This is a genomic window from Chryseobacterium hagamense (assembly GCF_007991455.1).
Classification (GTDB): Bacteria; Bacteroidota; Bacteroidia; order Flavobacteriales; family Weeksellaceae; genus Chryseobacterium; species Chryseobacterium hagamense.
In genome coordinates, this window is record NZ_BJYJ01000002.1 from 157,738 (window position 1) to 172,056 (window position 14,319).

Annotated in this window: 8 protein-coding genes and 1 riboswitch; of the genes, 7 read left to right on the forward strand and 1 reads right to left on the reverse strand. The window is 44.5% G+C overall.

Going from position 1 to position 14,319, the window contains the following annotated elements; genetic code table 11:
* Positions 1–44: 44 nt before the first annotated feature.
* The 3 genes from fabD to pckA all read left to right on the forward strand — a co-directional run bounded on the left by fabD (position 45) and on the right by pckA (position 3,587).
* A complete protein-coding gene (fabD, locus tag CHA01nite_RS03610; RefSeq protein WP_146939864.1) occupies positions 45–920 on the forward strand; it encodes an ACP S-malonyltransferase in 876 nt (291 codons plus the stop codon).
* A 14-nt stretch (positions 921–934) separates the two neighbouring features.
* On the forward strand, positions 935–1,837 hold the full coding sequence (locus CHA01nite_RS03615) for a GYDIA family GHMP kinase (RefSeq protein WP_146939865.1): 903 nt from the start codon (positions 935–937) through the stop codon (positions 1,835–1,837).
* A gap of 130 nt (positions 1,838–1,967) precedes the next feature.
* Positions 1,968–3,587, forward strand: coding sequence for a phosphoenolpyruvate carboxykinase (ATP) (pckA, locus tag CHA01nite_RS03620; protein WP_146939866.1), 1,620 nt, complete (start codon positions 1,968–1,970; stop codon positions 3,585–3,587).
* A 483-nt stretch (positions 3,588–4,070) separates the two neighbouring features.
* Here the strand turns inward: pckA and CHA01nite_RS03625 are convergent, their stop codons facing one another.
* Entirely contained in the window at positions 4,071–4,478 is a 408-nt protein-coding gene (locus CHA01nite_RS03625; RefSeq protein ID WP_146939867.1) for a type II 3-dehydroquinate dehydratase, read from the reverse strand.
* Positions 4,479–4,702: 224 nt separating this feature from the next.
* Positions 4,703–4,801, forward strand: a riboswitch (SAM riboswitch).
* An 83-nt stretch (positions 4,802–4,884) separates the two neighbouring features.
* On the opposite strand from CHA01nite_RS03625, the gene CHA01nite_RS03630 reads away from it, so the two are divergent.
* The 4 genes from CHA01nite_RS03630 (at position 4,885) to CHA01nite_RS03645 (ending at position 14,318) form a co-directional block, all read left to right on the forward strand.
* Positions 4,885–7,794: a SusC/RagA family TonB-linked outer membrane protein gene (locus CHA01nite_RS03630; protein ID WP_146939868.1), complete on the forward strand. Its 2,910-nt coding sequence runs from the start codon at positions 4,885–4,887 to the stop codon at positions 7,792–7,794.
* A gap of 18 nt (positions 7,795–7,812) precedes the next feature.
* Entirely contained in the window at positions 7,813–9,306 is a 1,494-nt protein-coding gene (locus CHA01nite_RS03635) for a RagB/SusD family nutrient uptake outer membrane protein (protein WP_146939869.1), read from the forward strand.
* A gap of 11 nt (positions 9,307–9,317) precedes the next feature.
* Entirely contained in the window at positions 9,318–9,734 is a 417-nt protein-coding gene (locus CHA01nite_RS03640) for a DUF6660 family protein (RefSeq protein WP_228458330.1), read from the forward strand.
* A gap of 225 nt (positions 9,735–9,959) precedes the next feature.
* Complete coding sequence (locus tag CHA01nite_RS03645; protein ID WP_146939870.1) at positions 9,960–14,318, forward strand: CusA/CzcA family heavy metal efflux RND transporter; 4,359 nt, start codon at positions 9,960–9,962, stop codon at positions 14,316–14,318.
* Position 14,319 lies beyond the last annotated feature (1 nt).

Consider the following 14,319-nt stretch of genomic DNA (forward strand, 5'->3'; position numbering starts at 1 on the left):
ATATTTTTAACATTATATCTATATTTGCATAATATTTTAAATTAATGAAAGCACTTGTATTTCCAGGGCAGGGTTCTCAGTTCGTAGGAATGGGAAAGGAATTGTATGATTCCAGAAAAGACATCAAGGATCTGATGGAATCGGCCAATGAAATTTTAGGGTTTGATATCCTTTCGATCATGTTCAGCGGGGCAGACGAAGACCTTAAAAAAACCGAGGTTACCCAACCTTCAATTTTTATACACTCTGTAGCTGCATTAAAGGCGGTAAACGGGTTAGGCGCTGAAATGGTAGCGGGACATTCTTTAGGGGAATTTTCAGCGTTGGTCGCCAATGGCGTCCTGTCTTTCAGCGACGGGCTGAAGCTGGTTTCCGAAAGGGCAAAAGCCATGCAGGCCGCTTGTGATGCCAATCCGAGCTCGATGGCAGCTATTTTGGGATTGGAAGATGCTAAAGTGGAGGAGATATGTGCGCAGATCAGCGGGATCGTAGTTCCGGCTAATTACAACTGTCCGGGACAGCTGGTGATTTCAGGGGAGACATCCGCTGTAGAAGAAGCCTGTACAAAACTGAAAGAAGCCGGTGCCAAAAGAGCCTTGCTTTTGCCGGTAAACGGGGCCTTCCATTCACCTTTGATGCAGCCTGCACAGGAAAGACTGGCGGCTGCAATCGAGCAGACCAAATTCAGAAAAGCAATGATTCCGGTATATCAGAACATCACCACAACGGCGGTTTCCGATCCGGATGAGATCAAGAAAAACCTGATTGCCCAGCTTACCGGACCGGTAAAATGGACACAGTCGGTACAGAATATGATCAAAGACGGGGCTACCAAATTTGTAGAAGTAGGACCGGGAAAAACATTACAGGGACTGATCAAGAAAATTGATGCTTCCGTAGATATGGCTTCAGCCATTTAAATTAATTAAAAATCATGAGCGGGATATTTTCACCGGGAAAGCTGATGCTTACTTCAGAATATTTCGCAATGGACGGAGCTCTTGTCTTAGCCGTACCTACACGGCTGGGACAAGAGTTTTCATTTGAAGAAAAGCAGGACGGGCGATCCCTGATCTTCTGGCAGGCTTTTCATCAGGGTAAACCATGGCTGGAAGCGATCATCAATTACCAAAGCTGGCAGGTTCTCGAAACCAACATCCCTGCAAGCGCTGAATTTATTCTAAAGACTTTAAAAAATGTCCAGACACTTTCTCCGGTTAAATTCAAACATAACCTGACTTACCATTTAACAACCAATCTTCAGTTCCCGGCAGACTATGGCCTCGGCAGCAGCTCTACCCTGATGACCAACTTGGCAGAATGGGCAGCGATCGACCCGTTCCATTTAAATAAGATAAGCCTTGGGGGAAGCGGATATGATATTGCGGTAGCTAAAGAGAAGTCGGCAGTTCTCTATCAAAGCGTTCCTGAGATTCAATATGAAAAGGTGGATTTCGATCCTTCTTTCAAAAATGAACTGATTTTTATTCACCTGAATCAGAAGCAGGACAGCCGGGAAGGAATTGCTTTCTACCGTTCAAAAAATAAGTCCCAAAAACACGTCGATGAATTTTCGGATCTTACAAGAAATATTTTGCTATGTAACGAATTGGAAAATTTTTCGGGATTAATGTTAATTCATGAGCAAAAAATATCGGATTTCCTTGAAATTCCCACAGTTAAGAGCCGGTTTTTTGCAGATTGCCCTGTTTTTGTTAAAAGTTTGGGGGCTTGGGGCGGAGATTTTGTCATGAGTGCAAAATTTGACGGCTTTAAGAACTATTTTTGGGGAAAAGGTTTTACCACAGTTTTCGACTATTCTGATCTAGTTTATTAATATTCAGTTATTTATAAACTTGTTTTTTTATTTGTCATTCTGACTTATATCATTATATTTAAACCACTTTTAACAATTAATTAATATTAATTTTGTTGGAGGCCAAAAAAGAAATAGAAATATAAGTAAAATGAAAAACGCTAAAATCATCCGGGATTTAGAAAAATTAGGGATCAAGGGAAACTATGAAGTCGTTTACAATCCGTCGTACGAAGAATTGTATCAGGCTGAAATTTCTCCTGAAAACCAGGGCTTTGAGAGAGCTGAGCTTACGGAATCTGGTGCAGTATCAGTAAAAACAGGAATTTTCACTGGTCGTTCGCCTAAAGACAGGTACATAGTTCAGGATGATGTTACAAGAGAAACCATTTTCTGGGACGGTAAAGTAAATCTGCCTACAACACCCGAAATTTTCAGCTCTTGTAAAGAATTAGTGCTGGACCAGCTTTCTGATGCTAAAAAAATCTATGTCGTAGATTCATTCTGCGGAACCAATGCTGATACCCGGTTAAAAGTACGTTTTATTATGGAAGTGGCATGGCAGGCACATTTCGTAACGAATATGTTCATCCGTCCTTCGCATTACGAACTTGAAAACTTTGGTGAGCCGGATTTCACGGTAATCAACGGATCTAAAACCACCAACCCGAACTGGCAGGAGCAGGAACTGAATTCTGAAAACTTTGTGATGTTCAACCTGACGGAAAAACTTCAGATCATCGGTGGTACCTGGTACGGCGGAGAAATGAAAAAAGGAATGTTTGCCATGATGAACTATTACCTTCCGTTAAAAGGCATGGCCTCCATGCACTGTTCTGCCAACGTAGGCGAAGAAGGTGATGTTGCCCTTTTCTTCGGACTTTCAGGAACCGGAAAAACAACCTTGTCCGCAGATCCGAAAAGATACCTCATCGGTGATGATGAGCACGGTTGGGACAACAATGGCGTATTCAATTACGAAGGAGGATGCTATGCCAAAGTCATTGATCTTTCTGCTGAAAAAGAACCGGACATCTTCAGAGCCATCAAAAGAGATGCGCTACTTGAAAACGTTGTCGTAAATAACGGCGTTTCCGATTATACCGATGGATCTATCACCGAAAATACACGGGTTTCGTATCCGATTTATCATATCAATAAAATTGTTCTGCCTTCGAAAGCAGGGCATGCAAAAAAAATCGTTTATCTTTCAGCTGACGCTTTCGGCGTGCTGCCTCCGGTTTCCATATTGGATGAAAATCAGGCACAATACCACTTCCTTTGCGGATATACCTCAAAATTAGCCGGAACCGAAAGGGGAATTACCGAGCCGGAACCATCTTTCTCACCTGCGTTCGGAGAAGCTTTCCTTACGCTGCATCCGACCATGTATTCCAAAACCCTGATTGGGAAAATGAAAGAGCATGGTGCAAAAGCCTATCTGGTAAATACCGGTTGGAACGGTACCGGAAAGAGGATTTCCCTGAAAGATACCAGAGCCATTATTGATGCCATCATCGATGGTTCTATCGAAAACGCTCCGAAAACAAGAATCCCGGTGATGAACCTGGAAGTCCCTACCGAATTGCCGAATGTTTCAGAAGGCATCCTCGATCCTAGAGATACTTACAGCAATGCCGGGGACTGGGAAGAAAAAGCGAGAGATCTTGCGTCCAGATATATCAAAAACTTCGAACAGTACTGCAATACCGAAGAAGGGAAGAAGCTGATTCCTTCAGGCCCGCAACTACAGACGCAAACGACTAATTAAAATACAGAATCCTCAGCAGACAAAATGCTGGGGATTTTTTTTGATTCCAGGTAAAGATGATCCGGTGGCTGAGCGGAGCCGAAGCCACACTTGCAATGTAAACTGCTGGATTTTAACCGTAAAGCTTCTGACACATAAGTCACATAAGATTTTAGATTGATGGATGGCGCATATTTCAGCGCACATCAGAGTAAAAATCAAAGATTTTAAATACCATCTCTGAATGGAACGACCGTCCTGTGGCTGAGCGGAACCGAAGCTACACTTTTCAATGTAAACTGCTGATTTTTAACTGCAAAAGAGGCAAAAGAGATACTTCCTGTAAAATGAAGCTGAATGCTGAGAAAGTCCACAAAAATTTTTAAAAATCTTTGATTTTTAATCTTACATGATCTAAAATATTTTCAAACTATTTAAAATTCTCTTTTGTGACTCATGTGTTAAAATTACGCGCAATCATCTGTGAAATTCATAAAATTTGGATCATATCAGGCTAAGCACTGCCAGCCGGTATCCATCCATTCCGAATCCTGATAGCACCGCATCCGTATGAGCTGCCGTCACCGACTTCTGCCGGAATTCCTCCCTCTTGTAAATATTGCTGATGTGGACTTCTATTTTAGGCTTGTTGATGTTCTTTAAGCAATCCGCAATCGCATACGAATAATGGGTGTAAGCACCGGGATTGATCACAAGCGCATCAAAATCGTCCTTCTGAAGGCAATTGATCATTTCCCCTTCGATGTTGGACTGGTAATATTCCAGTTCCAGGGAAGGGAATTCGCATCTTAAACCATCCAGATAACCCTCCATGGAAACCGTTCCGTAAATTTCCGGCTCTCTTGTTCCCAGCAAATTAAGGTTAGGGCCGTTGATAATTAGAATTTTCATCCTGTAAAATTAATAAGTTTTTTGAATCACGAACTTAAAATTTAAATATCACTTCATGATTGTATAATTTTTAATGATATTTCTCATATTTAAAAATTTCATATTTTATCTAACGGTCTGTAAGAGTTGTTTTTAAAATAAATTTATGTTAATTTTTATAAAATTTATACCGCTGATTTAAAAGTCTACTTGTTTTGTAGACTTTTTGTTTTTAGATTTGTACCGGCTTATAAAGAAAGATGGAGGGAACTGACCCCGTGAAATCTTAACAACCTGCATTGTGTAAGGTGTTCCATTCAGCCTTGAAAAAGGAAAGATGAGCAGAATGTTAATCATAATAAATGATTCTTTTTGCTGTCTTTTTAATAAAAGCCAAAAATTAAATTAACAGTAAAGAAAATAGATTATGATTAACAGAAATTCAATAGGTCTAAAGATATTGATTCCGCCGGTGGCTGTATTCTTCCTTGGAATTATGCATGCTCAGGGGCAGAAAATCAGGAAAGACACCCTTCATGAGAAGGAAATTGATGAAGTGGTAGTGGTGGCCTACGGAAAAGCGAAGAAAAACAGTTATACCGGTTCGGTGGCAACGATTTCCAGCGAAAAAATCAACAGCAGGCCGGTTACGAATATTACGAAAGTATTGGAAGGGCAGGTGCCGGGGCTGCAGGCCGTCAGCGCTTCGGGTCAGCCGGGTTCCACCGCTTCTATCAGGATCCGGGGAATCGGCTCGGTAAGCGCATCGAGCAATCCGCTGTTTGTAGTGGACGGGATTCCTTTCGACGGAAACATCAATTCCATCAGCCCGAATGACATTGAGTCGATCAGTGTTTTAAAGGATGCCACGGCAAGTTCGTTATACGGTTCCAGGGGAGCAAACGGAGTGATTATCGTTACTACAAAATCCGGTAAAAAAGGCGAAGCCAGAATAAACTTTAATATAAGCCAGGGGTTTTCAGGCAGAGCGGTAAAGGATTATGCGCAGGTAACAACGGATCAGTACTTCCAGCTGTACTGGGAGGCGTTAAGGAACGGTTATCAGTCCGGACAGATCCCGGGGCAGCAGGCTGCGCAGATGGCGACGGATAATCTGGTGAATGCTTTAGGCATTAATCCGTACGGAACGCAGTATGAAAAGCCCGTTGGAACAGACGGAAGACTTCTGCCGGGCGCAACGGCATTATGGAACGACAACTGGAAGGATATCCTGCAACGGGTGGCTTCAAGGAATCAGGCCGACCTGGATTTCAGTGGCGGCAATGAAAAGAGCAATTACTATTTCTCTCTGGGTTACCTCGATGATAAAGGAATTGCCATCGAATCCGGTTTCAGAAAGTACAGTACAAGGCTAAAGCTCAATTCCGAAGTAAAGAAATGGCTGAACATAGGAGCCAACCTGGCATATACCAACAGTCTGCAGCACGCGCCGCCGTCTTCTGACTCCAGAACCGATAACATCATTAACGCAGCACGGATTATCCCTTCGTTCTACCCTTATTACGAAAGGAATGCCGATGGTAGTTATAAGCTGGATTCCAATGGCAATTATATTTACGATTTCGGCAAATACAGGCCGACCAGTGCGCTGCAGAATGAAAATGCTGCCGCAACACTCCCGCTGGATAAAAATGAAAACCGGGAAGACAATTTTTCCGGAAAAGGATTTGCAGAGTTTACCTTTTTGCCCGAACTTAAATTCAGATCCAGTTTCTCTGTTGATCTCGTGAACTACAACGGTCATTACTACAGCAATCCTTTGGTGGGCGAAGGTTCGGAAATCGGGGGTTCGGTTACCAAAACCAATTCCAGGACTTTGTCTTACACCACCAGCAATATAATCACCTACGATAAAAAATTCGGTCAGCACCACCTTAATATTTTAGGAGGTCAGGAATTCTATCATTACGAATACCAGACGATTTCGGGAAGCAGGAGCCAGTTTTCCCTGCCTTACTATTATGAGCCGGACGCCGCCGCACTGCTGGGAGGATTTACAGGAAACAGCGATCAGCTCGGACTGCTGAGTTTTCTGGGAAAGGCGGAATATGATTTTAAAAATAAATATTTTATCTCAGGATCGGTAAGGTCAGATGGCTCCTCAAGGTTTGCTCCCGAAAACAGATGGGGAACGTTCTGGTCCGCCGGTGCCTCATGGAAAGCTTCCAATGAGGATTTCGTCAGGAACCTTAATGTTTTTAACCAATTGACCCTCCGGGCCAGCTACGGCGGTCAGGGAAACGACAAGCTGAACACCTACTATGCGTACCAGAGCCTGTATACCTTTTACAACAACCTGGGCGAAGGCGGAACGGTAGCCGGCAAATTGCCGACACCCGATCTGAAATGGGAAACCAACCTCAACTTTAATGCAGGCCTCGAATTTTCGGTTTTAAATAACCGGGTGAAAGGGAATGTGGAATATTTCCGGCGGAAAAGCAAGGATCTTCTGTTTGGGATGCCGTTGGCACCGTCTTTAGGATTTAACGAATATCAGGCAAATATTGGCGAGCTGAAAAATACAGGTTTTGAATTTTCCCTGTTTACGACCCCGGTGAAAACCAAAGATTTCGAATGGAACGTGGATGTAAACCTGAGTACCCTGAAAAATGAAATCACCCGTCTTCCGAAAGGATCAGTGGTTACCGGAACCAAATTATTGCGGGTCGGGGGTTCGGTCTACGATTTCTTCATCCCGGAATGGGTGGGCGTAGATCCATCAAACGGAAAACCCTTATGGAAAACGATTACCACAGATGCCGGTGGCAACACCGTAGAAGGAACCACTTCCGAATATGCAAAAGCGACAAAAACGCTGCAGGGTTCGTCCCTTCCTAAGGTTATAGGCGGATTTACCACAAGCCTGGCCTATAAAAACTTCGATTTTTCAACGCTGGTGTCCTTTGCCATCGGCGGTAAAATCCTGGATAACGATTATACGATGCTGATGCATAACGGAAGCTCCGCAGGCAGGGCATGGAGTGCAGAAATGCTCAACCGGTGGACGCCTGACAACCGGTATACCGATGTTCCTGCCTTAAGCACCACGACCAACAACTGGACCTCGGCATCCTCCCGGTTTTTATATTCAGGAACCTATGCCAGGGTGAAAAATGTAAGCCTGGGATATACTTTACCGTCGGATTATTTTGAAAAATTCGGACTGAAGAAATTCAGGATCTACATCCAGGCAGAAAATCTCCTGACTTTCTATAAACACAAAGGAATGGATCCCGAACAGACGCTGGACGGTACCACTTACTACCGGTATCCGGCCATGAGAACCGTAACCTTTGGCCTGCAGGCCACCCTTTAATATTTAAAATTGAAAACAATGAAAAAACTGAAATATCTCCCTTTACTGCTCATCACCGCTTTATTTTTTACGGCCTGTGAAAGCGAACTGGACACCGCACCCACCAATCAGGCGAATGAGGAAGAAGTCTTTAAAAATGCAGAAAGTGCAGAAACGGTCATCAACGGAACATGGGCAAAATTTAACGATGACGGACCAACGTATGCCAACATCGGGTATTCCACTGTACTAAGGACCAGCGATGCCATGGGAAGCGATGTTGCGGTCCTTACCAACAAATACGGTTTTCCGGGAGCCTATGCTTTTACCGATCTGGTCAACAATACCGGAAGCCGGCCGCTTTTCATCTGGAGCCTGCTGTATTCTACGATCAATAATATGAATAATGTTCTCGCAAAAATTGATGCAGCGGAAGGAAGTGCCGAAAAGAAAAACCAGGTGAAAGGACAGGCCAAGGCATTGCGTGCTTTCTGTTACCTGAACCTGGCAAGCTTTTACCAGTTCAGTTACCTCAGGGACAAATCGGCTTTAACGGCTCCGGTGTATACCGAACCTACCACGACCGCTTCTGTGGGAAAGAAAAAAGCGAGCCTTGAAGAAATCTATACCTTGATCAAAAACGATTTAACGGATGCCGGTCAGCTGCTTCAGCAGTATTCCCGGAACAATAAAGATAAGATCGACCGGTCGGTGGTCAACGGTTTGCTGGCAAGGGCTTATCTCAATACCGGAGAGTGGACGAAAGCTGCTGCTTCCGCAAGGCAGGCAAGAAACGGCTATGCCCTGATGACGGCTGAAAAATACAGGCAGGGCTTCAACGATATCAGCAATGGGGAATGGATCTGGGGGCACGGCCAGACCCAGGAACAGTCGGGAGAAAGTTATGCTTTCCATTTTCTGGATGTTTCCTCATCCGGAAGTTATTATTACAGCTTTATGGCCGATCCGTATTTCAAGGATTTGTTCGATACCAATGATGTCCGTTATTCCTTATTTTCATGGGACGGAAATCCGGGCAGGGAAGGTCTGCTGAGATATGCCAAATTTAAATTCAAAGCCAACCTGATTGCCGATATCGTTTATATGAGGGCGGCGGAAATGTACCTGATCGAAGCGGAAGCGGAAGCCAGAAGCGGGAATGTTGCCAATGCAATCACGGTTCTGAATCAATTGAAAGCAGCAAGGAATGCAAATGCTTACAATGGATCTGTGGCCCAGAATGATGTTATTAAAGAAGTTCTGATCGAAAGAAGAAAAGAACTCTTCGGGGAAGGTTTTGCTTTATCCGACATCATCAGAACGCAGGGAACCGTGGTGAGAAAACCTTATACTGATGCAAACGGCCAGGCCATCAAAGTGCAGGTGACGGCTCCGGACGGAACGGTGAAGACGGTCAACGGAAGAGGACACAGTATTTTTGCTTTTCCGGATCAGTCGGCCTTTGTTCCCGACAGCAGATATTATCTCTTCTCAATTCCACAGAAGGAAATAGAGAACAACCCGAATCTGTAATCTTATAAAAATTGAATAAAAGCCGTTGTGTATTGCAGCGGCTTTTTATGTTTACAGGAAGCAGCCATACAAATGATAAAGGAAAATTAGCTACCTTTGTTGAAATGAACCTCTTGCGATTTTTATTGGCGTTCTACTTCATGGCACTATCACTGATGCCATGTGAAGACGTGCACAAAGAATCCGGTTCTGCGCAGACGCAGCTTTCTTTTACAACGGACGATTCTCATTCTAAAGATAAAGGGGATATCTGTTCGCCGCTATGTGTCTGCAACTGTTGCCAGATGACGGTAGCCGCTTTTAAAATGACTGTTTTACTGGAAGTCCCGGTAAAAGTTCAGTCTTATTTTTCAAAGAAAATCCTTTTCCATACCAATGGTTTCGCCTATCAGGTGTACGACCATATCTGGCAGCCGCCTAAGATTTAACCATTCTGATTTTTAAAATTCCTGAAACTTTGCAATTCCGTTGCAGGGTATTGCAGGGTATTTTTACAGCTGTCATTTTCAAATGTCAGTCTATCTGTATTTTCAACTTATGATGGCCTTTTTATCAGTATGCTGAGTGAAAAGTGGATTCATTTTAAAAAGGACCGGTTCTTTACCAGGTGCTGTACTCAAAATAAAGGCTTTCGTCAATTAAAATCTTAGTTTGTGTTAGATCAAATCATACAATTCAGCATCAGAAACAAAATCGTCATCGGTATCATGACGTTGCTTCTGATCATCTGGGGTATCTGGAGTGCTTCCCGGTTACCTGTTGATGCCGTACCGGATATCACCAACAACCAGGTACAGATCATTACCTCCTGTCCGACCCTTGCAGGACAGGAAGTTGAACAGCTGGTTACTTTTCCTATTGAACAGAGCATCGCCAATATTCCCGACATCGAAGAAACCCGGAGCATTTCAAGATTCGGATTATCCGTAGTGACGGTTGTATTTAAAGAAAATGCGGACATCTATTTTGCCCGCCAGCTGATTAATGAAAAACTTAAAGAGGCTGCACAGGAAATTCCTGAAGGAACCGGAATACCGGAGCTGGCGCCGGTAAGTACCGGGCTGGGAGAAGTTTACCAATATATTCTCCATCCGAAAAAAGAAAGCGAAAAAAAGTATGATCCCAAAGAACTCCGGGCGATGCAGGACTGGATCGTCAGGAGACAGCTGAACGGAACGCCGGGCGTTGCGGAGATCAACAGTTTCGGGGGACAGTTGAAACAATATGAAGTCGCCCTAGATCCCAACCGGCTGAGAGCCATGGGCGTAAGCATGACGGATCTTTTTACGGCACTCGAAAAAAACAACCGGAATACCGGCGGTGCATATATCGATAAAAAACCGAATGCCTATTTCATCCGGGGGATCGGAATCGTAAAATCCCTGGAGGACATCAGGAATATTCCGGTGAAAAATGAAACGGGAAGTGTTCCGATTTTCGTAAAGGATGTTGCCGAAGTCCGGCTGGGAAGTGCCGTACGCTACGGAGCCATGACCTACAACGGAAAGATCGATGCCGTAGGAGGTGTCGTCATGATGCTGAAAGGTGCCAACAGCCATGAAGTCGTGAACAACATCAAAGCTAAAATTCCGGTCATCCAGAAATCGCTTCCGGCAGATGTGGTGATCGAACCGTTTCTTGACCGGACGGATCTGGTAGGAAGGGCCATGAAGACCGTAGAGAAAAACCTCATCGAAGGCGCTCTGATCGTCATTTTCGTACTGGTCGTTTTCCTTGGAAACCTGAGGGCGGGCCTCATTGTAGCCTCAGCCATTCCGCTTTCTTTATTATTTGCGTTGGGAATGATGAACGTCTTCGGGGTAAGTGCCAATTTGATGAGCCTCGGAGCCATCGACTTCGGGTTGATTGTAGACGGTGCGGTTATCATTGTGGAAGCCACCCTTCATCATCTGGGGCTGAAAAAATCCACACAACAGCTTACCCAGGCGCAAATGGATGAGGAAGTTTTCCGGTCTGCCTCAAAAATACGGAGCAGTGCGGCTTTCGGGGAAATTATTATCCTTATTGTGTATATTCCGATTCTCACGCTGGTGGGGGTGGAAGGAAAAATGTTTACCCCGATGGCCAAGACCGTAGGATTTGCCATTTTAGGAGCTTTGATTCTGTCATTAACCTACATTCCGATGATGAGCGCTTTGTTTTTATCTAAAAAAATCGCGCATAAAGAAACATTTTCCGACAAGTTGATGAACAGGCTGCAAAAGGTCTACCAGCCTTTACTCCGGAAAGCCATCCGCTTCAGATACGGTATCGTTTCCGCAACGTTGGCCGTTTTTATCATTACCCTTTTTATTTTTAAAAATATGGGCGGGGAATTTATTCCCCAGCTCCAGGAAGGGGATTATGCCTTCCACTGCATTTTGCCGCAGGGAAGCTCACTGAACCAGAGTATAGAAACTTCGATGCAGGCGTCAAGGATACTCAAACGGTTTGATGAGGTAAAAATGGTAATCGGAAAGACAGGTTCCGCCGAAGTTCCGACTGATCCGATGCCGCCGGAAGCTTCCGATCTGATTGTCGTTTTAAAACCGTATGACGAATGGAAATCCGGTAAAACCTACGAAGAGCTGGCCGATGAAATGATCGGAAAGCTGGAAATCATTCCCGGAGTGTTTTTCGAAAAGAACCAGCCGATCCAGATGCGGTTTAATGAACTGATGACCGGGGTGCGGCAGGATGTTGCCGTGAAAATTTTCGGGGAAAATCTGGATTCCTTATCCGTGTATGCAGATAAAGTCGCGAAAACCATTCAGACAGTGGAAGGAGTAACGGCTCCCCAGATCGAACGCATCAGCGGCCTTCCGCAGATCAATGTGGAATACGACCGGATCCGGATGGCCAATTACGGACTGAATATCGAAAACGTCAATAATGCGCTGAGCACGGCCTTTGCCGGGAAAAGTGCCGGGCAGGTGTTTGAAAATGAAAGGCGTTTTGACCTGGTGGTCCGCCTCGACAGCCTGCACCGTACGAATATTGACGATGTAAATAATCTGATGATTTCCACGCCTTCGGGAGCACAGATCCCGCTGTCCCAGATTGCCGATATCGGCTATAAACTGGGTCCGGCACAGATCAGCCGTGAAGAAGGAAAACGGAGGATCGTCATCGGCTTCAATGTTAAAGACCGGGACGTGGAAAGCGTGGTAAAAGATATTCAGGCAAAACTGGATCAGGTGAAGCTGCCCTCGGGTTATTATTTCACCTACGGCGGCCAGTTTGAAAACCTTCAGGCGGCGAGCAAAAGACTGATGATTGCCGTTCCGGTTTCCCTGCTGCTGATTTTTATGCTGCTGTATTTTACCTTCCGTTCCTTTAAACAGGCGGCTTTAATTTTTACGGCTATTCCTATGAGTGCCATCGGAGGTGTCTTTGCCCTGGTCATCAGGGATATGCCCTTCAGCATCAGTGCCGGGATTGGTTTTATTGCCCTGTTTGGTGTGGCTGTACTGAATGGGATTGTACTGATCGGAACCTTTAACCAGCTGGAAAAAGAAGGGGAAAAGGATATCCTGAAAAGAGTGTCTGAAGGAACAAAGATCAGATTGCGGCCTGTGCTGATGACGGCTACCGTTGCTTCCTTAGGATTTTTACCGATGGCCGTTTCTACAGGCGCCGGAGCGGAAGTTCAGAAACCGTTGGCCACTGTCGTGATCGGCGGCCTGGTAACGGCTACTTTCCTTACCCTATTCGTATTGCCGATGCTGTATCTTATTTTTAACAGGGGCTTTTCAAGGAAAAAAATTAAACCAAAAGCGGTAACGGCCGTTTTCATGCTGGCATCTTTATTTTTCGGGCAGCTGATGCATGCACAGACAAGATCCGTTTCCATTGAACAGGCAATGGACCTGGCCGCCGGCAATCATTTAAACATACAATCGAAAAATTTAAGCATTCAATCAGCGGAAGCCTTAAGAGGAACGGCGAAAGAACTTCCGAAACTGAATTTCGACGCCCAATTGGGGCAATACAACAGCCCGAAATTCGACCAGTCGTTTTCCGTTTCGCAGAGCATTCCTTTCCCGACGCTGTTTAAAGCAAGGAGGGAATTGATTAATGAAACCGTGAAAAGCCGTCAGATTGATAAAGAAATTACCTTAAATGAACTGATGAAACAGGTAAGGACTTATTATTATCAGATCGAATATCTGCAGTATAATCAATTAAAACTGAAAAGCCTCGACAGCCTGTATCAGGATTTCATCAGAATTGCCACGGTCAGGTTCAAAGCAGGAGACATTAAGAAAATTGAAATCAATACCGCCGAAACCCAGAAAGGAGAGATCGGTCTGCTGCTGAATCAGAATGAAGTCTATCTGAAGAATGCCTATAACAGCTTGCAGATTCTTCTGAATACTTCTGGAAGCATCGAAGTTCCGCTCAACAGAAACTATGAACCTCTGAAGGCGGTAAATGTATTGGACAGTACGGCAGTTAAAAATAATCCTACCGTAAAATCCTTTTATCAGGAAATGGAAATCGCAGAGAAAAACAAAAACGTTGAAAAATCCCAGGGCCTTCCGGAGTTCAGCGTCGGCTATACCAACCAGTCGCTGATTGGCTTTCATACGCGGAACGGGCAGGAGCAGTTTTACAATTCGGGAGACCGGTTCCATTCCGTAACCTTAGGGGTTGCCATCCCGCTTACTTTCGGAGCCACCAAAGCGAAAATAAAGTCTTTGGAATATCAGAAGCAGTCGGCAGAAGCCAATGCCCGGTTTCAGGAAAAACAGCTTTTCATTCAGCTTAAAAACGCATGGAGCCAGTATGAACAGGACGTTCTGCAATATGATTACTACGTGAAGCAGGCCGTCCCGAATGCTGAAAAAATTGTGAAAGCGGCTCAGTTAGGCTACAAAACAGGCGAAATTTCCTATGTGGAATATCTGTTCGCCTTGCGAACTGCCACCGACATCCAGCTGAAATACCTGGAGTCCATTCAGCAGGTCAATCAATCGGTTATTCTCATTAATTCAATCATCAACAAATAAT